Annotated in this window: 18 protein-coding genes; 4 read left to right on the top strand and 14 right to left on the bottom strand. The window is 74.3% G+C overall.

Translation table 11 applies throughout. The features are described 5' to 3' along the window. Positions 1-94: 94 nt before the first annotated feature. The 5 genes from AC07B0_RS01910 to AC07B0_RS01890 form a co-directional block, all read right to left on the bottom strand. Positions 95-2,440 carry an outer membrane protein assembly factor BamB family protein gene (locus tag AC07B0_RS01910; protein WP_469378799.1) on the bottom strand — a complete coding sequence of 782 codons (2,346 nt, stop codon included), beginning with the start codon at positions 2,438-2,440 and terminating at the stop codon, positions 95-97. A 38-nt stretch (positions 2,441-2,478) separates the two neighbouring features. Further along, positions 2,479-4,503 (bottom strand): protein kinase domain-containing protein, encoded by a 2,025-nt coding sequence (locus AC07B0_RS01905; RefSeq protein WP_469378801.1) that lies wholly within the window; start codon positions 4,501-4,503, stop codon positions 2,479-2,481. 175 nt (positions 4,504-4,678) lie between these two features. After that, entirely contained in the window at positions 4,679-6,106 is a 1,428-nt protein-coding gene (gene rox, locus AC07B0_RS01900; RefSeq protein WP_469378803.1) for a rifampin monooxygenase, read from the bottom strand. 267 nt (positions 6,107-6,373) lie between these two features. Further along, the gene (locus tag AC07B0_RS01895) at positions 6,374-6,967 is read right to left on the bottom strand and encodes an RICIN domain-containing protein (RefSeq protein ID WP_469378805.1); all 594 of its coding nucleotides are present in this window, start codon (positions 6,965-6,967) and stop codon (positions 6,374-6,376) included. A 167-nt stretch (positions 6,968-7,134) separates the two neighbouring features. After that, positions 7,135-10,191, bottom strand: coding sequence for a helix-turn-helix transcriptional regulator (locus tag AC07B0_RS01890; protein ID WP_478896213.1), 3,057 nt, complete (start codon positions 10,189-10,191; stop codon positions 7,135-7,137). A 271-nt stretch (positions 10,192-10,462) separates the two neighbouring features. Between AC07B0_RS01890 and AC07B0_RS01885 the strand changes: the two genes are divergently transcribed. The 4 genes from AC07B0_RS01885 to AC07B0_RS01870 all read left to right on the top strand — a co-directional run bounded on the left by AC07B0_RS01885 (position 10,463) and on the right by AC07B0_RS01870 (position 14,602). Further along, complete coding sequence (locus AC07B0_RS01885; RefSeq protein ID WP_469378809.1) at positions 10,463-11,314, top strand: class I SAM-dependent methyltransferase; 852 nt, start codon at positions 10,463-10,465, stop codon at positions 11,312-11,314. 152 nt (positions 11,315-11,466) lie between these two features. Then, positions 11,467-11,883, top strand: a complete 417-nt coding sequence (locus tag AC07B0_RS01880; RefSeq protein WP_469378811.1) for a hypothetical protein — start codon at positions 11,467-11,469, stop codon at positions 11,881-11,883. Next, on the top strand, positions 11,880-13,763 hold the full coding sequence (locus AC07B0_RS01875) for a GMC family oxidoreductase (RefSeq protein ID WP_469378813.1): 1,884 nt from the start codon (positions 11,880-11,882) through the stop codon (positions 13,761-13,763). Before AC07B0_RS01880 ends, AC07B0_RS01875 begins: the two co-directional genes overlap by 4 nt. Further along, on the top strand, positions 13,760-14,602 hold the full coding sequence (locus tag AC07B0_RS01870; RefSeq protein ID WP_356878128.1) for a hypothetical protein: 843 nt from the start codon (positions 13,760-13,762) through the stop codon (positions 14,600-14,602). Before AC07B0_RS01875 ends, AC07B0_RS01870 begins: the two co-directional genes overlap by 4 nt. 43 nt (positions 14,603-14,645) lie before the next feature. Here the strand turns inward: AC07B0_RS01870 and AC07B0_RS01865 are convergent, their stop codons facing one another. The 9 genes from AC07B0_RS01865 to AC07B0_RS01825 are packed head-to-tail and all read right to left on the bottom strand — an operon-like array spanning position 14,646 to position 22,310. Further along, entirely contained in the window at positions 14,646-16,169 is a 1,524-nt protein-coding gene (locus AC07B0_RS01865; RefSeq protein ID WP_467292279.1) for a class I adenylate-forming enzyme family protein, read from the bottom strand. Positions 16,170-16,196: 27 nt separating this feature from the next. Then, complete coding sequence (locus AC07B0_RS01860; RefSeq protein WP_356878126.1) at positions 16,197-16,667, bottom strand: ester cyclase; 471 nt, start codon at positions 16,665-16,667, stop codon at positions 16,197-16,199. Further along, the gene (locus AC07B0_RS01855; RefSeq protein WP_356878125.1) at positions 16,664-17,905 is read right to left on the bottom strand and encodes an MFS transporter; all 1,242 of its coding nucleotides are present in this window, start codon (positions 17,903-17,905) and stop codon (positions 16,664-16,666) included. Before AC07B0_RS01855 ends, AC07B0_RS01860 begins: the two co-directional genes overlap by 4 nt. A 38-nt stretch (positions 17,906-17,943) precedes the next feature. Further along, positions 17,944-18,393: a 3-aminobutyryl-CoA ammonia lyase gene (locus AC07B0_RS01850; RefSeq protein ID WP_467292275.1), complete on the bottom strand. Its 450-nt coding sequence runs from the start codon at positions 18,391-18,393 to the stop codon at positions 17,944-17,946. Further along, positions 18,386-18,871 (bottom strand): holo-ACP synthase, encoded by a 486-nt coding sequence (acpS, locus tag AC07B0_RS01845; protein WP_356878123.1) that lies wholly within the window; start codon positions 18,869-18,871, stop codon positions 18,386-18,388. Before acpS ends, AC07B0_RS01850 begins: the two co-directional genes overlap by 8 nt. A 50-nt stretch (positions 18,872-18,921) precedes the next feature. Beyond that, the gene (locus tag AC07B0_RS01840) at positions 18,922-19,722 is read right to left on the bottom strand and encodes a hypothetical protein (RefSeq protein WP_469378816.1); all 801 of its coding nucleotides are present in this window, start codon (positions 19,720-19,722) and stop codon (positions 18,922-18,924) included. Between the two features lies 1 nt (position 19,723). After that, positions 19,724-19,993 carry an acyl carrier protein gene (locus AC07B0_RS01835; protein WP_356878121.1) on the bottom strand — a complete coding sequence of 90 codons (270 nt, stop codon included), beginning with the start codon at positions 19,991-19,993 and terminating at the stop codon, positions 19,724-19,726. A 59-nt stretch (positions 19,994-20,052) separates the two neighbouring features. Next, positions 20,053-21,327, bottom strand: a complete 1,275-nt coding sequence (locus tag AC07B0_RS01830; protein WP_356878120.1) for a type III PLP-dependent enzyme — start codon at positions 21,325-21,327, stop codon at positions 20,053-20,055. Next, entirely contained in the window at positions 21,324-22,310 is a 987-nt protein-coding gene (locus AC07B0_RS01825) for a 3-oxoacyl-ACP synthase III family protein (protein ID WP_356878119.1), read from the bottom strand. The genes AC07B0_RS01830 and AC07B0_RS01825 overlap by 4 nt, the downstream gene beginning before the upstream one ends. Between the last annotated feature and the right edge of the window lie 3 nt (positions 22,311-22,313).

Below are 22,313 nucleotides of genomic sequence, written 5' to 3'. Positions count from 1 at the left end.
CCGGTGGGACCCTTCGGGACGCGGTGCGCGGGGTGGCCTGGACGGGGTGTCGGCGGGTACGACGGGAACGGCCCGGGGCGGGGGTGGGGGCGGGTCAGTCCGCGGGGAGGGCGACGACGGCGGACGGCCGGGCCATGAGCAGGACGCCGGGGGCGGTGGCGAGTTGGAACGGTTCGCGGGCCTCGACCCCGGCGAGCCCGGTCTGCCACAGGCGTTTGCCCGAGGGCAGGTCGGTCGCCGTGACCCGGTTCAGGGTCGCGAGGTACAGGCTGCGCCCGGAGGCGCCGGCGGCCATGCGCCCGAGCATGAACCACTCCAGGTTCTCGTCGAGCGTCTGGTCCCACAGCGTGCGGCCGGTGTCGGGTGCGACGGCGACGATGGGGCCCGTGCCGTCGTCGACGAGGTACAGGGTGCCGCCGGTGAAGAGGGGCGGGGCGTTGGTACCGGCGACGATGGCCTGCGATTCCCACAGCCGGGTGCCGCCGGCCAGTTCGTAGGCGTGGGCGCGGCCCGCGGAGAGGAGGAACAGCCGTCCGCCGCCCGCCGGATCGACCACGGAGGAGGGGCCGCCGTGCACGTCGGGGTAGGTGCGGTGCCAGAGCATGCGTCCGCCGTTGCGGTCGAAGCCCGCGATCGCCAGGGTGCGGACGGCCTGGACGTCGCGGTGCCGCTGCTGCGGAACCTGCACCTCCACGACGACGATCTCGGGGCCGACCGCGACGGACAGGGAGAAGTCGAAGCCGTCCGGCATCGGGGTCCGCCACCTCTCCTTGCGTTCCTTCAGGTCGAACGCCGCCAGCAGGTGTCCGCCGGTCGGGGTGCCGTCCCCCACGCTCAGCCACGCGGTGGTGCCCTCCACGGCGAGCACCTCCGAGAGGTCGTCGTAGCGCTGCAGCCACTGGGTGCGGCCGTCGCGCAGCGAGCACAGCGACAGCCCTTCGCGGGTGCTCAGCAGGAAGCGGTCGCCGGGTACTTGGACGGGCGGGCTGCCGATGGACGTGCCCGGCAGCTGCCACACCTCCTTGCCGGTGCGCAGGTCGTGCCCGTACAGCATCTCGCCGCGCACCGTCAGGAAGCGGTCGGCGCCGCTCACCGGGAGGAGTTGCGTGCGGGCCGTGTTGTCGTCGAAGCGCCACAGGGCGGCCGGCGGCGTCCCGGGCACGCGGGGGCCCGCACCGCCGCCGGCTCCGGGCGCGGGCGGTGCCGCGGGCCGGCCGGGGTCCCGGGCCAGGGCCGACCAGGTGAGCGTCCCGGAGACCCCGAGGGCCGCGCCGGCCGCGCCGGTCAGCAGGCCGGTCAGGACCCGGCGGCGGGTGGGGGGCGCGGGCGGGGCGGCGGGGGCCGGGCCGGGGGGCGGGGCCTGGGCGGTGGCGGGCCGCGGCTCCGGGGCCCGGTCGTCGTCCGGCCGGTCCGCTCCGCCGGCCGGCGCGGAGGACGCGGTTTCCGGCGCACCGTCCGTCTCCAGGTCTGCCATCTCCTGCGCGCGTACGGCCAGGGCGGCGACGATCCGGCCGGGCAGCGGGTCCGCGGGCCGGTCCGGGTCGTCCTCGTCCCGGGCCAGCGTCCGGCGGAGTTCGGCGGCGGTGGGGCGGTCGGCGGGGGCGGGAGCCAGCGCCGCCGCGACGGCCTCCCCCACGCCGGCGGGCAGGGTGGGCAGTTCGGGCCGGTCGTGGACGGCCCGGTAGGCCAGGACGGGTGGCGGGCCGTCCCCGAAGGGGAGCCGGCCGGTGGCCGTGTGGATCAGCAGCACGGCCAGGGCGTACACGTCGGCGGCCGCGGTGAGGGGCCGGCCGGCGGCCACTTCCGGGGCCATGAAGGCGGCGGGCACGGTCGCCACGCGGCTCTGCGGCTGCGGACCGGGGTGTGCGCCGAGGCGCGGCGGCCGGCCGTCCCGGGCCGGCTCCGGGGCCTGGGCCGGTTCCGGCTCGGGTTCGGAACCGGGAAGCGTGCGGCAGGCGTGCAGGGCCATCAGCAGCGGCCGGCCCGTGGTGAGCCAGACCCCGTCGGGTGCCACCGCCCCGTAGCCGATGCCCCGGGCGTGCAGGGCCGCCAGGGTGTCGGCGACCGTCCCGGCGAGCCGTAGCGACTGCTCCGCGGACAGGGCGCCGGACTCCGCGCCGGGGCGCCGGCCCGCCACGTCGGAGAGGGACACGGCGGGGGTGTAGGCGAGGGCCGCCCACGAGGGTCCGGCTCCGGTCCGCAGGCCCAGTACGGCCGGAACTCCCGGCGCGGGGTCCCTGTGCAGCGCCTGGGCCGCCGCGTACGCGGCCGGGGGCAGCAGGCAGACCACGGCGTGCCCGTGGTCCCGGTCGCGGCCGGCGTACATGCCGTTCAGCGGCGGGGCCGGCCGTGGTCCCGGCCAGCGGGCCAGCAGCCGGTACGGTCCCGCCGACCGCGGGTCCCCGGGGAGCAGCCCCTCCCCCAGTCGTCCGTCCTCCATGCGTCCCCCTCCCCCTCGTGCGTCCCGGCCGGGGCCGGTCACATGCCCGGCAGGGCGCGGACCGCGCTGCCGCGTTGCCAGATCACGCCGCCTCCCGCGACCGCGCCCCGCCAGGGAACGTCCGCGGGGACGTCTCCCGCCGGGGCGGGTGCGAACACGTACTGTTCGGCCGCCCGCCCGGTGTGCACCACGAGGATGCCTAGCTCCGGCTTGCGCAGCGGCACGAAGACTCCGGATCCCGCCACCAACGGGGCCTGGTCCTGGGCCAGTTCCTCGGCGGCCGGTACGGTCCAGGCGGGGGCTCCGGTCTTCGCGTCGACGCTCCGGAGCTGCCGGCCGTCCACCACGTACACGGTGTCTCCGGCGAGCGCGGGCGCACCGAATCCGGCGCTGTCGTCCGCCGGCAGGGTCCACAGCTGTCCGCCGTCGGTCCGGCGCAGGCAGCTCAGGGTCCGGTTGCCGCCGCCCACCACGACGGCGTGCTCCGACAGGACCGCCCGCCCGCCGTCGGTTCCGGCCGGGCGCCGCCACAGGGGGCTGCCGTCGGCGGCGGAAAGGGCCGCCGCCCCGCCGGCGGCGGAGGCCACGAGTACGAGTCCTCGTCCGGCGACCCCGAAGAACCCCGGTCCCGGCACCGGGGCGGGCACGCGCCAGCGCACCGCGCGGTCCGACCGCCCGAGCGCGGCCACGCGGCCGGCGTCGTCGAGCACGTACACCTGGTCCCCGTCCGCGGCGAGCAGCGCGGTCGCACCCGGGGCCGCGCGGTGGCGGACCGTGCCGGTGGCGGCGTCCAGGAACAGGAGCGTGCCCTCCCGGTCCAGGGCGACCGGCCGGGAGCCGCCGAGGAGGTCCCTCACCACGGGGCCGTGTCCGCGTCGTTCGCCGGAGACGGGGTCGTGGAGGGCGATCTCGCCGCCGCCGTCCGCGAAGCACACCCGTCCGTCGGCGGCGGCGGGCCCGAAGCCGGGCTTCGTGGCGGCGCCGTCGTACGACCACAGGGGTTGCGGCACCGTGCCGGGCGGGCCGCTCCAGCGGGGGGCGGGCGTCCGGGCGGAGCCGTCGCCCTCCTGGAGGCGCAGGAGGGCGGTGGCGCCGGTCGCGGCGAGGAGCACGGCCGCGCCGGAACCGGTGAGGAGCCTGCGCCGGGACGGCAGGCGCGGGCCGGCGCCCAGTGCGGCGGCGGCCCGTCCGATCTCGGCGGCGTCGGCGGTCACGGCGGGCGGGAGCCAGCGGGCGGCGGGGCGCAGGACCGAGCCCCCGGGGTCGAGTTCCGCCGTCACCTCCGCGGCGGTGGGCCGGTCGGCGGGCCGTTTCGCCAGGCAGCCGCGGACGACGGGCTCCAGCCCGGCCGGTACACCGGTGAGGTCGGGGTCCTCGTAGGCGATGCGGAAGTCCGCGCGGGCCGGGTCCCCGTCGTAGAAGGCGTGCCGGCCGGTCACCGCGAACACGAGGAGTGCCCCGAGGCAGAAGACGTCGCTCGCCGGTCCGAGGGGGCCCTTCACCACTTGCTCGGGTGACATGTAGCCGGGGGTGCCGGGGCGTTGCCCGGTGGCGGTCAAGGTGGCGTCGCCCGTGACCCGGGCGATCCCGAAGTCGACCACGCGGGGGCGGTCGGCGCCGAGGATGATGTTCGACGGCTTGAGGTCGCGGTGTACGACGCCTGCCGCGGCCAGGGCCGTCAGGGCGCGGCCGAGCGCGGCGGCCAGGAGGCTCACGGCCGGTTCCGGCAGCGGGCCGTGGCGCAGGACGGCGTCGGCGAGGGTGGTTCCGGGGACGAACTCGGCGGCCAGCCAGGGTATGTGACCGTCGGTCGAGGAACCGAGCACCGTGGCGACGAAGGGGCTGCGGACGGCCGCCGCCGCCGCGGCCTCGCGGGTGAACCGCTCCCGCAGGTCCGCGTCGCGGAAGAGTTCGGGCCTGATCGTCTTGAGGGCGACCGGCCGGCCGCGGCGGCGGGCGAGGTAGACCGTCCCCATGCCTCCGGACCCGAGGACCCCCAGGACCCGGTGGCCTCCGAGCTGCGCGGGCGCGCCGCCCGGTAAGGGGGCGATCACTGCTCTCATGCCGGTGATCGTATGCGCGTGACCTCCAACGGGCTGTGCAATCACGGAAGTTGTTGCCGGGCCGGGACGATCCCCGGACCTGTGGTGACGAACGGCCCGGCGCCGGCCCGTCCCCCGCTCACCGCCCGGGCGGCCCGGCACGGCACCGTACCGGGGGCGTCCTTCGGCCCGCCGGTCAGCCGGAGGTGGCGCCGAACCACCTGGGCAGGTGACGGAGGAGGTCCCGCTGGTCCTCGCCCGCCCACGCCACATGACCGTCGGGCCGCAACAGCACGGCGGGGACGTCCAGTTCCTCGCTGACGTCGACCACGTGGTCGACCCGGTCCGCCCAGCCCGCCACCGAGAGCCGGCCGGTCTGGTCCAGGAGCAGGCCGCGCCCGCCGCGCGTCAGCTCGTAGAGGCGGCCCCGCTTCAGGTTCAGGTCCCGCATGCGCCGGCCCAGCAGTTCGTGTCCCTCACCGAAGTCGTAGCGGACCTCGACGGCGGTGATCATCCCGGTCACGTACCGGTTCACCTCCTCGAAGTCCATCAGCTTCGACAGCAGCGCCCGCAGGGCCGCCGCGCCCGGATCGGCCCCCAGCAGCGTGATCTGCGCACGCGTGTTGTCCAGCACGGCGGCGCCCACCGGGTGCCGCTCGGCGTGGTAGCTGTCCAGCAGCCCCTCCGGCGCCCAGCCGGCCACCTCCGCCGCCAGTTTCCAGCCGAGGTTGAACGCGTCCTGCACGCCGAGGTTGAGTCCCTGCCCGCCGGTCGGCGGGTGGACGTGCGCCGCGTCACCGGCCAGCAGCACCCGGCCGGACCGGTAGCGCTCGGCCTGCCGGGTGGCGTCGCCGAACCGGGACAGCCAGCGCGGCGAGTGCACGCCGAAGTCCGTGCCCGCGAAGGCGCGCAGCTGCCGTCGGAAATCCTCCAGGACCGGCTCAGCCGCCCGGTCCTCGGCCACCCCGTCGGCGGGCACGACCACGCGGTACACGCCGTCCCCGATGGGGGCGACCCCGAACCGCAGCTGGGTCCTGCGGACTTCCTCGACGGCGGCGGCGACCGTCGCCGGGTCCTCCGTCACCTCCATCTCGCCCAGCAGCGTCTCGACCTTGGCGGGCTCGCCGGGGAACCCGACGCCGAGCAGCTTGCGCACCGTGCTGCGGCCGCCGTCGCAGCCGACGAGGTAGCGCGAACGCAGCCGCGTACCGTCCGTCAGCTCGACGGTGACCCCGTCCCCGTCCTGGCTCAGCCCGGCCACTTCGCGACCGCGCCGGATCTCCGTGCCGAGTTCGAGGGCGCGCTCGTTCAGCAGCCGCTCGGTGACGGGCTGCGGGGTGGCGAGGCCGTACGCGTGGGCCGTGTCCAGCCGGTCCGGCCACGGTTTCACGATGCCGCCGAAGAGACCCCCGACCTGGAACTTCTCGCTGACCTCGAGGAACCGGTCGAGGAGGCCCCGCTGGTCCATCACCTCGACGCTGCGCGCGTGCAGGCCCTGCCCGCGGGACTGCTCCGTCGGCTCGGCGGACTTCTCCAGCACGACCACGCGTACGCCGTGCAGCCGCAGCTCACTGGCGAGCATCAAACCGGTCGGACCGCCGCCGACCACCGTCACGTCCACCACACGAGCCTCATTTCCGCAGGTCCTGGCTTTGGTGGACGATTCTGCGGCACGACCCGGGCCTTGCCACAAGCCCCCCGGCGGGCTATAACTTGAGAGTGGCAAGGAGTGGGTTTCCCTCCTTGCCTTCGTCGTTCGCCGCCCCGACCGTCGGGGACGGGGCGGCCGGCACTCTCCACGCCACCTGCCCGCGGTCCTGCCCTCCCCTGCCGGGCAGGCGGGTGTTCAGGAACCTGGTGCCGCGACCCGGTGGACCTTTCCGAACACGCCCTAGCTGCACTTCCACATGGCGGCCTGGGTGCCGGCGCTGGTGCTGGCGCCGGGCATGTCCAGGCACATCCAGGTGGGTGCGCCCGTCGGCGTGGTGCCGCTGATCCAGTAGCCGATGTTGCCGTCGATGCCGTCCGTGTCCCACCACTTCTGGTTCAGGCCGCCGTTGCAGTCGTACTGGATGACCTTGGCGCCCTGGTACGCGACGCCCCCGCTGATGTCCAGGCACCGGCCGGAGTTGGCGTTGCGGAGCTGGATGAAGGTGCCGCCGTCGGTGGCCTCCGCCTTCCACAACCCCTCGCTCGCGGTGCCGCATTCGGCCTGCACCACGGCGGCCCCGTTGTCGTTCGAGCCGCCCTTCACCTTCAGACACAGGCCGCTGTGCGAGTTGGCGATCTCGTAGCGGTTGCCGCGCTTGCGCAGCGCCCAGAGCTGGTTGGGGGCCAGGGTGGCCCCCAGGTCCGAGGCGGTCTGCGCGGCGGGTACGGGGGCGGGGAGGGCGTCGGCGGCGGTCGCGGGGAGGAGGGTCGTCCCCGCCACGGCCATCAGGGCCACCAGGGCCGAGCGGGCGGACGTGCGCTGCGTGAAGTTCATGCTCGGTGCCTTTCGTACGCGGCCCCGCCCGGGTGCGGCGGCGCCGGTGGAATGGAGGTGGCGCCGGGCCGTGGGGGCGGGCCCGGCGCGGTGCCCACTCTGTCCGGCGGCCGGGTCCGTACACATCGTGGAAGTCCACGGACACGGCGCTCCGCCCGGTCTCGTGGTCAGCCCTCCGGCCCGCTGCCGGCGGTGCCGGTTCCGGCCAGGCCGACCGCGAGCTGGGTGCGGCGGGTCACCTCCAGCTTCCGGTAGGCGCTGGTGAGGTGGGACTCCACCGTGCGGCGGGTCAGGTGGAGCGCCTCGCCGATCTGCGCGTTCGTGTGCCCGCGGGCCGCGAGGTCGACGACCCTGCGTTCCGCTCCGGTCAGTGCGCCGGGGCCGGTCCTGGCCCGTGTCGTGGCGCGGGCGTTCGCGTCGCGCAGGGCCGCCCGCGTCGCCTGCAGGAGCCTCGGCCGTGGTGCCGGGCCGGGCCCGCCGCCGCCCCGGGGGTGGCCGGTGGGGCCGTCGCCGGGGTCGTCGTACGGAGCGTCGCCGGCGCCCGGGGGGTACAGCAGGCGGTCCGCTCCGGCGGCGGCGGCGCGCAGGTCGTCGCGGCCCCGGCGGCCGAACCCGGCCTCGATGCGCGCGCGGCCGAGGTCGATCAGCGTCTCGATGCGTTCCACCGGTGCGGGCGCCCCCTCCAGGAGGGCGGCCGCCTCGACGAGCGAGTCCAGGCCCCTCCGGCCGCCGACGGCTGCGGCGTGGGCCCGCAGCGCCCTGCCGACCGTACGGGGGGTGCCCCAGCGGCGCGCGTGGTGCAGTTCCTCCTCCGCGAGCTCCCGGGCCCGGGCCGCCCGGCCGAGGCGGGCCAGGGCGAGGGCCGCTCCGGAGCGCCACGGCGTGGCCACGGGGCTGACGAAGTCGCGGGCGCTCTGCCCCGTGCCGCAGGCGAGGTATCCGTCGAGCGCGGCCTGCCAGCGTCCTTCGATGCCGTGGAGCAGGGCGCGCGCGTAGCTCAGTTCGTTCCACTCCCAGGAGCTGTCCGCGGTGGACGGGTCGGGGGCGGAGAGGAGCTGCCAGGCCTGGTCGCGGAGGCCGAGTTCGTAGCGGGCGAGCGCCACCATGGAGACCAGGTGGGGCGCGCGGATGCCGCGTCCGGTGCAGGTGTGCGCCAGGAGGGTGTTCTCGGCGATGACGCGCCGGAAGTCACCGGCCCACAGGGCGGCTTCCGCCCGGGCGCTGAGCAGGCATTGCAGGCCGACGTCCGTCAGGTCCGGTGTGGCGGGCGGTACGGGCAGCCCCTGCTCGGCGAGGGTACGGACGTCCTCCAGCCGGTCCGCCCACTGGAGCAGGGTGGCGGCGCTGCCCAGCCAGGCGGTGCGCAGTTGCGGGTGGACCGGGGCGGCGGCGAGCCGGGGGCGGATCCGGGCCAGGACCTCGGTCGCGGAGAGGAGTCCGGCACCGGTCTCGTACTCGGTGATCAGACCGCAGACCAGGGGTTCGACGCCGGCCGGGGCCGTGGGAGCGAGGACCCGCAGGTCCGCCACGGCGTTGCGCCAGGCGACGGCGTCGTGCGAGGAGATGAGGGCGGTGACGGCCCGCAGGATGTGCGCCAGCTCGTCGTCGTCCGTGGCGCTGCCGGCCCGGTGCAGGACGCTCAGCGCACGGTCCGTACGGCCGCTGGCGGCGAGGGCCGCGCCGAGGGCGGGTGCGGCGGCGGCGCGTTCCTGACGGTCGGGGTGCAGGTCGAGGCCCGCGCGGAGCCGGCGGATGCCGGCCTCGGCGCTGTACGGGAACTCCAGGGACCCCAGGCGCAGGGTGAGCTCGGCATGCCGGTCCGGGGCCAGGGGCGGCTGCCCGCGCAGGGCGTGGCGCAGCAGCCCGGCGGCCTCTTCGGTGCGCCCGGCCCGTACGGCGGCGTCGGCGGCGTCCTCCAGGCAGCGGGCCATCCATGCCTCGGTCGGGGGATCCAGGTGCAGCAGCCGGGCGGCGACGGCCCCGGCGGGGGCGCCGCGGTCGTGGAGCAGGCGGGCGGCATGGGTGTGGAGGCCGGCCAGTTCGGCGCGGTCGGCGGCGTCCAGTACGGCTTCCCGGGCGAGCGGGTGGGAGAGCATCCGGGCCAGTCCCGGCGCGCCGGGCGGGGCGGCGGGGCGGGCGGGGCACAGCTCGCGCGCCTCCTGGAGCAGGGCGGCGCCGGTGGCGGGAGAGCACTGGGCGGTGGCGGCGAGGGCGAGGGCCGTATGGCGGGTCCCGGCGTCGGCGCGCTCACGGATCCACCGGGCGAGCGCGTCCCGGTACCGGGTAACCGGGACGGCGGGCCCGGGGGCGGACCCGGGGGCGGGGTGGTGCGGGGGTCGGCCGGGACCCGGGGCAGGGGCGTCGGGCAGGGCGGCGGGAGCGGCGAAAGCGGCGCTCTGGGACCCTGCGAGGCCGGTGCGGTCGGAGCGGTCGGAGCGGTCGGAGCGGTCGGAGCGGTCGGAGCGGTCGGAGCGGTCGGCGGAGCAGGTGCCCTCGCCATCGCCGGTGAAGCCCGCGACCTCGGCAGCGTCGGTGAAGCCGGTGACGTCGGCGAAGCCGGTAGAGCCGGTGGCCTCGGTGAGGTCGGTGAGTAGGGCCTGGACGAGGGCTGGGTTGCCGCCGGTCGCCTCGCGGCACAGGGCGCGTCGATCGGGGGCCAGCCCGCGTTCGCGCCCGAGCCGTTCGACGGTGTCGGGCCCGAGCGGGGGCAGCGGGAGGCACACGCCGGTCGTCGGGGGCAGCCAGACGGCGTCGGTGTGCTCGCGGCATTCGGTGGCCAGCAGCAGCACCGGGAGCCCGGCGATCCGGCGCGCCAGGTACCCGGCCCAGCGGCGCGACACCGGATCGGCGCAGTGCAGGTCGTCCACGGCCAGCAGCACCGGGCGGGTCCCGGCGGTCCGGGACAGCAGGTCCAGCAGCCGGTGGAAGACCCGCTGCTCCTGCTCGGCGGCGGGATCGGCGAAGGGTATGCCTTCGGCGGTCGGGAAGACCTGGCGCAGGAGGGCGAAGGGGAAGCCCGTCTCCTCGGGTGCGCAGCGTGCCGACAGCACCCGTATCCCGTCGTCGGCGTCCGCCCGGCGGACGACGGCGTCGAGCACGGCGGTGCGGCCGCGGCCGGGCGGCGCGGCCAGCATCAGCCAGCTGCCGGTCCCGGAGCGCGCCCTGGTCAGGGCGGTGGCCGCGGCCCGGAGCACGTCGTCCCGTTCGACCAGTACCTGTGTCACGTCAGGCCTCCCACACTGCCTTCGGCGGCCGCGTGCCGACCGTGACGGCCCGGTGGCCGCCCGTAAGGAATCATGGAGGGACGGAGCACGAGAAGTGGGATGATCTTCGGTCAGATTTGCCTGAAACCGCATCAGTTGGTCCATATCAGCCAAAGCGGCGGCGGATTGACCGGATCCGGTGCCCGGGGCGGGACCCCACGGCCGGACTGCGGGTCCGGGCGACAGCGCCTACGCTCGGGGAAGGGGTCGGACCGAGCCCTGGAGGTGGGTCATGTCCGAGGCGAACGACCCGGTGACGGCTGACCGCGCGCTGAAGGACCGCCACCGGGCCATGTGGGCACTCGGCGACTACCCGTCCGTGGCATCCCACGTCATCCCGGAAGCCGGCGCCGAACTCGTCGCGGAGTGCGGCGTGCAGCAGGGCGACCGGGTACTGGACGTGGCAGCGGGCGCGGGCAACGCCGCCATCCCCGCGGCCCTCGCCGGGGCCGACGTGGTGGCGAGCGACCTGACCCCCGAGCTCCTGGAGGTCGGGCGGAGCAAGGCCGCGGTGCGCGGGGCCCGTCTGGAGTGGCGCGAAGCCGACGCGGAACACCTGCCGTTCGCGGACGGGGAGTTCGACGTCGTCATGTCCTGCTTCGGCGTGATGTTCGCCCCGCACCACCAGGCCGCCGCCGACGAACTGGTCCGCGTCTGCCGGCCCGGCGGGACGGTCGGCCTGGCGAACTGGACCCCTCAGGGGTTCGTCGGCCGGATGTTCGCGACGATGAAGCCGTACGCTCCGCCCCCGCCGCCCGGAGCCCAGCCGCCGCCCCTCTGGGGCGAGGAGGAGCACGTGTACGGGCTCCTGGGCGACCACGTCACGGACGTGGAGGCCCGCCGGCGGACCGTCCGGGTGGACGCCTTCCCCCGGCCGGGAGACTTCCGCACGTTCTTCAAGGCCTGCTACGGACCGACGGTCGCGGTCTACCGCGCCATCGGCGACGACGAAGACCGGACCGCGGCACTGGACCGCGAACTGGACGCCCTGGCCGAGGAGAACACCCGGGACGGTGTCATGGAGTGGGAGTACCTCCTGCTCACGGCGCACCGGGTCACTCCCCCGCAGCCGCCCGCCGGCTGAACCGCGCCGCTCATCGGACATATCGCGATTCCGGTCGACATCAGGAGAGTTCAGGCCGACGGGCGGCCGGAGCGCTTGCCGGGGTGCTCACCGGGGCAAGGCTGACCGCCGTGCGGTGGCGGAAGCCAGGGGCGTGTCACGGAGGGGTGTCAGTGAGTGCGAGCGAGGACGCCGGAGCCGGTGAGATCGAGGAGTTCCTCGTGCTCTCCAGCGGTCTGACCGGTTTCAGCCCGGACGAATTACGCGAGGACGGCCTGGCGTCCGTTCTCCTGGCCGTGGTGCTGGACCGGCTCGGTCCCGACGGCTACCGGCGGCTCGTGCGCGCGCCCGACGCGCGCGAAGCGGAGGTCGAGGCGGCGGCGGAGGCGGTGATCCGCCTCTGGTACACCGGCAGTTGGCCGGGGTCCGTCGACGGCGGCGGGCCCTTCGTGGTGTCGCCGCGGGCCTACGCCGGCGCGCTGGTGTGGCGGGCCGTCGGCGGGCGCGCGCCGGGTACGTCCGCGCCGGGCTTCGGAAGCTGGGCCGAGCCCGCGGGTGCGGGCGGCCGGGAATCCGGGGGACGCCGGTGAACGGAGCGGAACGGTACGACGTGATCGTCGTCGGCGGTGGCATCGCCGGCTCCCTCGTCGCCCGGCACCTGGGCGACCGCGGCCGCCGCGTCCTGGTGCTGGAGGCCGGTGCCCGCGCCACCGACGCCGAACGGGGGCACCGGGAGGCCCTGGAACGGTTCCTGACGGCCTCGGCGAAGGTGCCGGGCTCCCCGTACCCCATGGACGGCACGGCTCCGTGGCCCGAGGTGACCGATCTGACCGGCACCGGTGGTGACGGCGCCGGCTACCGCTCCGACGGCTACTTCGTCCAGCGCGGCCCGCTCCCCTACGCCAGCGGTTACGTACGGGTGAACGGCGGCACGGGGAACGTCTGGACCGGGCTCACCCCGCGCATGCTGCCGGAGGACTTCGACACCGAGGCGTTCGGCTACGGCCGCAGCTGGCCGCTGACGTACGCGGACCTCGAACCGCACTACCGCTCCGCCGAGCACGCGATCGGGGTGTCCGCCGACGTCGACGAGCAGCGCACCGCGGTGGGCCTGCCGTTCCCCGAGGGGTACGTCTACCCGATGCGGGCACTGCCGCCGAGCCGCGTCGACGCGGTGCTGGCCGGGCGGCTGGACGGCCGGCGGGTGAGCGAGCCGGGCGGCCGGGAGCCGGTGGAGCTGCGCGTGGTGGGCACCCCGCAGGGCCGCAACGGCGTCCCGGACCCCCGCTACGGGGGCGGGGCGGGCTACGAGCCCCTCGGCGCGCACGGCCGGCCCGACCCGGGCAGCCGCTGCGTGGGCAGCGCCAGCTGCATCCCCCACTGCCCCTCGCACGCCAAGTACACGCCCCTCAAGACGCAGGCGGCCTGGGGGCCTTCGGTCACGCTCCGGGACCGGGCCGTCGTCAGCCGCGTCCTCGTCGGTCCGGGAGGCCGGGCCACGGGGGTCACCTACCTGGACTGCTCGCAGACCGGCGGCGGGCGGGCGGGGCGGCCGGCCGTCACCGTGCACGCGGACGTGGTGGTCCTGGCGGCGCACGCGATCGAGAACGCCCGCCTGCTTCTCCTGTCCGGGCTCGGCAACCGCAGCGACCAGGTCGGACGCAACCTGATGGACCATCCGGTGCTGCTGACCTGGGGACTCCTTCCCGAGCGCGTCGGCCCGTACCGGGGCCCCGGCTCCACCTCGGGTCTCGAAGGGTTCCGGGCGGGTCCGGCCCGCCGTGCGCGGGCGCCGTTCCGGATCGAGATCGGCAACTGGGGCTGGGTGTGGGCGAAGGGGCCCGTCGACACGGACGTCGCCGAGCTGACCCGTGCGCCGGGGCCGGGCCGGCGCGGGCTGCGGGGAGCCGCGCTGCGGGAGGCGCTCGCCGACCGCGTCGGACGGCAGTTCACGCTGCAGTTCGAGATGGAGCAGGGCGCCGACCCCGCGAACCGGGTCACCCTCGACCCCCGCCACCGCGACCCGCTCGGCCTGCCGCGCCCGGTGGTGACGTACGACCTGTCCCCGCACGTGAAGGACGGCATCGCGGCCGCGAAGGCGGTGTCCGACCGGATCTTCGCGTTGCTGGGCGCCGAGGACCACACCGCCTTCGACGCCGAAGCCTGGCCCGGCCGCTTCGAACACCGGGGCCTGACGTACGGCTACCGGGGCGCGGGGCACGCCGCCGGCACCCACGTCATGGGCGGCAGCCCGCACACGTCGGTCGTCGACCCTTGGCAGCGTTGCTGGGACCACCCCGGCCTGTACGCGGTGGGCTGCGGCAGCATGCCGTCGGTGGCGACGTCCAACCCGACCCTGACCATGGCCGCCCTGGCCCTGCGCAGCGCCGAACGCGTCGAAGCCGATCTGGCGGAACGCGACCGGCCCGTCACCCTGACCGCCTCCCGAACCCTCGGAGCCGCCTCGTGAACGCCCTGCCCCTGCCGCCCGTCGCGGCCCCCTACCAGCTCCCCTTCCACTACGGGGCGCTGCACAACATCGGCCTGGACTACCTGGTGGACCCCGGGCCGGTGCGGGAGGTCCTGGCGAAGCACCATCCGGCGCTGACCGCGGCGGAGTTCGACGGCCGGTGCCTGGTCTCGCTCAACTACCAGCTGTACTTCGCGCAGTACCCGTCCGGCGGGGGCATCACGCAGGAGATCGAGGTCAACATCGTCGCCCACCCCACGGAGGCGGCGCGCCGCCTCCCGCGGGTGAGCTATCCGCAGTACGCCCAGGGGTACGACCAGACCAAGCTGCTCGGGATCGCCCGCATCCACGTGGTGTGCGACAACCCGCTGGCCATCGACGCGGGGCGCACGCTGTACGCGGAACCCAAGTACCCCGGCTGGTTCGAGGTGGAGATGCCCTCCCTCAACGGCCCGGCCGGTGACACCTGGGACGTCCGCTGCCTCGCGGCCGAGGCCGCGGCCGACGGTGGCATCGCACGCCGCGACACGGCGCTGTTCTCCTTCCGCGCCCAGCTGGGGCGGCTCGCGTCCGTTCCCGCGAACAACACCCCGATCACCGGGTACGGCACCGATTCCGCGGGCGTCGCGCTCGCCGGTCCGATGAACGTCTACCAGCCCTACCGCTGGTACGACCTCAGCGGCCCGGGCGCCGATCGTTCGCGGCTCACCGTGCACGACCCCGCGAGCGGTGTCGGCGAGGACCTCCTCCGTCTCGTCGGCGAGGTGCCCGCGGCCGGGGCCTGGACGTTCCAGTCTCCCCCCGTCGCCGCCCACAACCGCCCGTACTACCTCGGCTGAGGCGGGCCGGGCGGCGCGGGACGGCGCCGGGGGCGGGAGCGGTTCAGCGGGCGGTGGCGGAGGGCTGGGTCCGGTTCTCCAGGAGGGCCGCCAGTTCCTTGCGGTCGACCTTCCCGTTGCGGCTCAGGGGAAGGGAGTCGAGCACCACGCACCGGCGCGGGATCTTGAACTCCTCGATCTGCTCCTGCATCCGCTCCAGCACGACGTGGGGCTCCAGGTCCGTGACCACGGCCAGGAGCGCCGACTTCTTGCCCGACGGCGGGAGGACGGCGGCGGACACCACCTCCGGGATGCGGTGGGCCGCCGCCTCCACCTCGGTGGCACTGACCCGGAAGCCGCGCTCCTTGTAGAGGTCGTCGCGGCGCCCGGAGAAGTACAGGTAGCCGTCGTCGTCCAGCCATCCGTAGTCGCCGGTCCGCAGCTCGGGGAAGAGGCCGTCGCGCTGCGGGAACCTCGCCAGGTTCAGCTCGGGGCGCCGCCAGTAGCCGGACATGACGTGCGGCCCCCGGACGGTGATCTCGCCGGTCTCCCCGGCGGGCAGCCGGTTGCCCTCCTCGTCGACGGCGAAGACCTCGGTACCGGGCAGCGGCAGACCGCAGGATCCGGGGCGCAGCAGGTCGCCGTCCGGCGGCATGATGGTGGCGCGCTTGCACTCGGTGAGCCCGAACATCACCTGCCCCTTGAGCTCGGGTATTGCCGCGCGCAGCGCGTTGAGCGTCTCGGTGGACAGGGCCGCTCCGGTGTTGGTGACCAGGCGCAGGGCGGGACGCCGGGAGGCCCGCTTCAGCAGCCAGGCCAGTGATTCGGCGACCGAGGGGACGGCCGGCAGTACGGTCGCACCGCTGTCGAGGAGGTTGCGCAGGAGGGCGGGGCCGGCTTCGGCGGCGCTGCCCAGCACGACGTGGGCTCCGCTCAGTGCTCCGAGGAACAGCTGGTAGAGGCCGTAGTCGAAGGACAGCGGCAGCGGGCAGTAGACGACGTCGTCGTGGCGGTAGTCCAGGACCTGCTGGATGGCGCGGGCGGCGAACACGACCTGCTGGTGCGTGCTCACGACGGCCTTGGGCGCCGAGGTGGTGCCCGAGGTGTAGATGAGGGAGACCGGGTCGACGGCGAGGGGGGCGGGCAGCGCTTCCGGGGACGGCACGGGTGCGGCCGTGGCGGGGAAGGCCTCGGCTTCGGCCAGGGGTGCGGGAACCGCCTTGATCCCGCGGGCGCGGGCGGTGTCGAGCACCGACGCGTCGTGGGCCACGACCAGGGTGGGCTCGCAGTCTCCGAGCACGTGCTCCAGCGGTGTGCCGACGACCTGTTCGTGGAGGACCGTGTAGAGCGCGCCGACGCGTGAGGCGGCGAAGACGAGCGCGGGCACGAGCGGGCCGGGCGGGAGGGACACGACGAGCCGGCGGCCGCGGGAGACGCCCTCGGAGTGGAGCCACGCGGCGAGGCGCAGGCTCGCGTCCCGCAGTTCGGCGTAGGTGGCGGTGGAGTCGAGGCGGGACACGGCGGGCCGGTCCGGCCACCGTTCGGCGGCCGTGTCCAGCACGTCGTGCAGCAGTGATGTCTCAGACATGGGGCGAAGTCCTTGGGGTGCGGGCGGTCAGGGGGTGGGCACGGCTCCGAGCTGGGACAGGAGGCCGAGGCCGTCCGAGAGCACCCAGTACTCGGCGAGCTTGCCGTCCTGAAGGCGGACGATGGACATGCCCGCGTACCGGACCGGTGTGCCGGGCTCGACGGTCGCCGTGGGGGCGCCGCCGGCGTAGGTACCGGTGACGGTGTAGCCGCCGGCCACGTAGTCACCGTCCCTCAGGGGGCCGGGGTCGGTCGTGAAGCGCACGTCGTGGAGGAGGCCACGCACGGCGCGGACCCAGTCGAGCAGCCCGTCGCGGGTGGTGATGCGGTTGGAGTCGGGAAAGCCGAGGTAGCGGGCGAGTTCGGCGCTGTGGACCGTGAACTCGTCGGCGATGAACTCCGGGGTGTCGGCGAAGTCGACGTCGCCGTTCCACAGGTCGACGAACCGCTCGAAGAGGATCTTTCCGAGGTCCGGTTCAGGGGCTGCGGGGTTGCTCATGCCGAGGTCTCCGTCCGGGTCGTGGGCTGGGCCGGGGCCGCCGCGGTGACGCGTACGCCGATGAGGAGGGGCAGGACGGCCAGGGCGCAGAGTCCGCAGAGCACGCCGATGACGGTGAAGGAGAAGCTGCCCTGGAGCAGGGCCGCCGCGATGCTGGTGGCCAGCATCATTCCGGCGTACTGCGCCGAGCCGTTGAGGGCGAGTGCGGTGCCGCGCATCTCCGGGCGCAGCTCGCTGACGAGGGCGTTGAGGGCGGGCTGTCCGACGCCGACGGCGGTGCCCCACAGGATGAACACGACGAGCGTGGGCACGAGGTGATGGCCGATCAGCGGTACGGCGCTCACCCCCGCGGCCGCCACCAGTGCGGCGACGACGAGGACGCGGCGCTTGCCGAGCCGGTCGGCGATCCGTCCGCCGAGGAGGGCGCCCGTCATGCTGCCCGCTCCGGAGCCCATGATCGCGAAGCCGGTCTGGGCCTCGTTGAAGTCGAAGCGCTCGGCGAAGAAGATGCCGATGTTGGAGAACATGCCGTAGAGGGCGGCGCTCCACAGCAGGGTCGAGCCGAGCACGCACAGCAGGGCGGGCGTGGTGACGGCCCGCCGGATCATGCCGAGGTACGTCGCCACGGGGTTGCCCGGGGCCAGGTCCTGCGGGGCCTTGGGGGCCACGGCCGGGAGGCGCAGGAGGACCATCAGGTAGACGGCCGCGGCGACGACCGCGACGGCGTAGAACGCGGCGCGCCAGCTCATCAGGTAGGCGAGGTAGGAACCGAGCGGGACGCCGAGCACGGTGGAGCTGAGCAGGCCGGCGACGACGATGCCCATGATCTTGCCGCGCTGCTCGAAGGGGAAGCTCTCGGCGATCATGGCGTAGACGCTCGGCATGATCATGGCGGAGCCGAGGCCGGCGACGGCGCGGCTGACCAGGATCAGGGTGAAGTCGCCGCCGAGGCCCGTGAGCACGTTGGCCAGGGCGAAGATCACCAGGCCGGTGCAGAGGATCCGGCGGCGGCCGAGCCGGTCCGACATGGCGCCGCACAGCGGTGCCACCAGGGCGAAGAGCAGCGCGTAGGCACTGACGAACAGACCGCCGGCGCGGGCGGCGGTGTTCGTGTCGGCCGCGATCTCCGGGATGAGCGGCACGGTGATCATCGAATCGAGTCCGACGAGGAACGCGCTGCACACGGCAACGGCCAGCACACGGCCCGGCAGGGCTGCGGCCGGTGTGGGGGTGGTCATGGGAACTGTCCTTCGGTCGTCTTGCTGGGTTGTCCGGGTCAGACCCGGGACGGGGTGTCGTGGGCCGGGTCCTGCGTGGGGGCGGCCTCACGGGTCTTGCGTCGTACGGCGGCCGGCGGGACGACCGCGGTGCCGAGGGCGCGGCAGACCAGGGTCGGTTCCGCCGACGCCTCGGCCCGGGTGGGTCCGAGGTCGTACCGGGCCCCGATGGTCTTGTGCGCGGTGAACTCGACGGTTCTGCGCAGTCGGCCGCGGCCGACGAGCCGTGCGGTGGCTTCGATGAAGTCCCCCGCGTGCACCGGGGCGAGGAACTCGACCCGCTCGTACCCGGTGAGCAGGCCCTCGTCGCCGTCGCTGCGGATGGTGACCTCGGTGACCAGGTCCCCGAACAGCTGCAGCAGCCGGGCGCCGTCGACCAGGCTGCCGCCGTAGTGGGCGTCCTGCTGGCTCATGCGCACCCGAAGGGTGGCGGTGACTTCCTCAGGCATTGCCGTTCCTCGCTTTTCCGATGCCGGCTCGTGGGCGGCCGATCTTCTGTACGGCGATCCGGGTGGCCTCTGCCGCCCGGTCGGGGCCGAGTGCCGCGTCCTCGTGGGCGGCTCCGCCGATCGCCACGGCGATCACGGACTCGTCCTTGTGTGCGATGGAGACCGCGATGGCGCCGATGCCGAGCTCGGCCGCCCGCCGCGCGGCCGCTCCGGCCAGCCGGACGACGGGCGCGGAGCGGTCGTCGCGCAGTACGCGGACGTGGGCGGGGCGGATCCCCTTGCCGAAGCCCGTTCCCAGGACCTTCAGGACGGCTTCCTTGGCGGCGAACCGGCCCGCGAGGAACTCCCGTGCCCGGCTGGGCGAGAGCGACTCGGCGAGCGCCAGTTCCTCCTGGTCGTAGGTGTGCTGCCGGAACCAGCCGCGGGTGTGCAGCCGGTCGAGTTCGCCGATGGCGAGCACGTCGACCCCGATGCGCATGTGCGCGTCCGTTCCTTTCTTCCGGGCGGGCAGGACTTCCTTGACTCGATCTAGGCGGCGGTGAGCAGGGCGAGGTGTCCGCGGCCGGACAGCGGGTCGATGTCGCACAGGACGACCCGCTCGTGGTCGCGCTGCCAGTCCCGCCAGTGGCGGGCCAGGTCGAGCCACACGCTGGTGCAGTAGCTGCCGGGGGCGACGCGGTGAACGTGGGCCCCGGCTGCGAACGTCTGCTCGCCGACCCAGGGGCCCAGGACGAACAGGGTGCCGGTGCTGCCGTCCCCGTCGAGGGCCCGCAGCCGGTCGGCGGTCGCGTCCGCGTCGTCGAAGGACTCGACGCCGCCCACCCGCAGGCCCTCGCCGGGTTCCAGTACGAGCAGCGCGCCGGAGTCCACCAGTTCCCCGGAGTCCACCAGGGGGTGCGGCGTCGGCAGCGTGGTCTGTTCCAGTACGGCGAGCACCGCGCGTGCGGACCGGCCGCCGCTCTGGTAGGCGGAGATGATCCGCAGTGCGGTGAACGGGGCCGCCAGGCCCTGTTCGCTGATGCTGAAGCTCTGCGCACCGCCGCCGAGCAGCATGTTGAGGTGTGAGGCGACGGCGGTGAAGGGGTGTACGTCGGGCAGTGCGTGGGTGACGACGACCAGGTCGGCGGCGACGTCGATGTCCTCGCTGCCGACGAGCCGGTCCACGAGGTCCTTGTGGAACACGTTGCGTCCGTCGCGCAGCAACTGCTCGTCCACGGTGGAGCCGAACGGCTCCACCAGGTCGCGGTAGAAGCCGAGGATGGCCGGGTCCTCGTGGAAGGGACCGCCGTCCGGTGAAACGACGAGGGAGGATGCGGCTACGGTCGTCACGTCACTCACCCGCGCCCTGCGGTGCGGGGCTGATCCGGCGCAGGTATCCGGTGAGGGTGCCGATGGACTGGAAGTCGTCCATGTCGAGGTTCTCGGGGTCGATGACGATCTTCATGCTGTCCTCGAGCTCCATCAGCATCTCCATCACGGAGGTGGAGTCCAGGTGCAGGTCCTCGAAGAGGCGGATGTCCTCGGTCAGTCCGGTGACCTCGCGCTCCAGTACCTCGCTGAGCGCGGTCTCGACCTGCGCCACGATGGTGGTGTTGTCCATGGTCGTGCTCCTTGTGGGGATCGTTGCGGGGATGGCTGTGGGTATGGCTGGGGGCATGATCAGAACTCGATGAGCCGCTGCTTGCCGAGGAGGTCCTCGACGGTGTCCCGGCTGCGCACCAGGCGGGCGGTGCCGTCGTGGACCATGACCTCGGCGGGGAATCCGTGGCTCAGGAAGAGCCCGGGCGAGGCGGAGGGGCCGTACGCGCCGGACAGTTCGACCCCGATGAGGTCGCCGGCGGCGACGGGGGGCAGTGCCACCCGCTTGCCGATGACGTCGTTGGGCGTGCAGAGCGGTCCCGTGACCGTGTAGGTGCCGGTGGGCTCCTCCGCGTACCGGGTCAGTGAGCGGATGGGGAAGTTGCGCTTGACGAAGCTGCCGACGCCCACCGCGGCCATGTGGTGGTTGGTGCCGCCGTCGGCGACGACGAACTGTTCGCCCATCGACTCCTTCACGAAGAGCGCCCGGGTGACGTAGGTGCCGCAGGGGGCGGTGAGGTAGCGGCCGAGTTCGTTGACGAGCCGGCATCCGGGGTGCCGCTCCAGGAACTCCGAGACGGCGTCGTTGATGCCCGCGGTCAGCGCGGGGAGGTCGAGGCCGGTCTCGTTGTCGAAGTACGGGACGCCGAAGCCGCCGCCGAAGTCGACGGTCCTGAGCTCGATGCCGGTCTCCCGGGACAGCGACTCGGCCGTGGCAAGGATCTCCCGGGTGTTGTGGACCAGGTCCTCGTGGTTGAGGAACCGGGTGCCCATGTAGGCGTGCAGGCCCATGACGTGGACCCGGCGCAGTCCCTTCAGCAGCCGCTGCGCCGCGCGCACTTCGGCCACGTCGATGCCGAACTGGCGGGGCTTGCCGCCCATGGCGAGGCCGGAGCCCTTGGTGCGGAAGTCCGGGTTGACCCGGAGCATCACGGGGAGCCGGTCGCGTCCGGTGGCGACGGCCAGGTCGTCGAGGGCTTCGAGCTCCTCCAGCGACTCGACGACGACGGCGTGCAGATCGGCGGCCACGCACGCTTCCAGTTCGGCGCGGGTCTTGCCCGGCCCGAGGAAGATCGTGTCCTGCGGGGCGATCCCGGCGCGGCGGGCCGTTTCCAGTTCGGCCAGCGAGGAGACCTCGGCTCCCGCACCGAGGGTGCCGAGGAAGCCGATGACGCTGATGTTGGGGTTGGCCTTGAGGGACAGGAAGATGTCGACGCCGGGGTGCATCCGGGTCCGCAGTCCCTGGTAGACGTCGCGCAGCACGTCCGTGTCGTACACGTACAGCGGCGTGCCGAATTCCGCGGCGATCGCGGAGACGGGCAGGCCCTGCACCTGGAATTCGCCGGTGGTGGTCATGCCGTCTCCCCTGTCGGGTCGGTGTCGTCGGTCGGCTGGTGGGTGATCACCATGGCGGCGAAGGTGGCGCCGAGGCCGACCGTGGCGAACAGGTAGTTGCGTCCGGCGGTCAGGCGGCCGGCGTCGCGCAGGGTGGTGTAGTTGAGGAACACGTCCGAGGCGAAGCAGTGGCTGTACCGCTCGACGTTGTCGAGGAAGACCTGGGAGCGGTCGATGCCCAGTTCGCCGATGGTCTGGCGCCACGACTGGAGGTTGACGTTGTGCGGGATGATCAGGTCGATGTCGGGGAGGGTCATCCCCGCCCGTGCCACCGCCTCCCGTACGACCTCGGCGAGCACCGGGGCGTAGAACTTGCTGACCTCCAGCGACTTCTCCTCGTCGAGGAGCATGGCCGCCGAGAACTGGCCCAGGGTGCGGGTGGCGTACGAGCGCACCCGGTCCGGGCCGCGTCCGTCGAGCGTCACCAGGCAGGCCGCGCCCGCGTCGCCCATGATGGCGACGTCGGGGATGAGCTGGATCTTCGGTGAGAAGGCCTGCTCGCCGGTGACGACCAGGGCGCAGTCGCCCGGGCCGCCCTCGGCCCTGAGCAGTTCCGCGGCGGTGTCGATCGCGGCCATGCCGCCGGCGCAGTTCTGCTGGCTGAGGGCGAAGGCCTCGGCACCGGCCAGCCCGAGGCGGTCCTTGATCTCCTGGGCGGGGCTGACGTGGGCCGGCGCGACCGCCTGCGTGGTGTGCGCGTACACCACGTACCTGATGCGTTCGCGGACCCGCGGGTCGGCGGTGATGCGGCGGGCCGCCGGCAGGACCACGTCGAAGAGGTCGAGTTCCTGGTCGAAGCGGATCTCCTTGAGCCCGTGGACGCGCTCGAAGAGGCGGAGTTTGGTCCGGCGCAGGCCGAGCCTGTCGGCGAGCTGAGCGATCGGTACGATCCGCTCCGGTGTGAAGGACTCCACGGCCTCCAGGGTCGTGACGGGCGCGGTCATCGC

Source organism: Streptomyces sp. NPDC044704, assembly GCF_056433525.1.
Note: the sequence above shows the minus strand (reverse complement) of the source record. Positions and strands in the feature narration are given on the sequence as shown.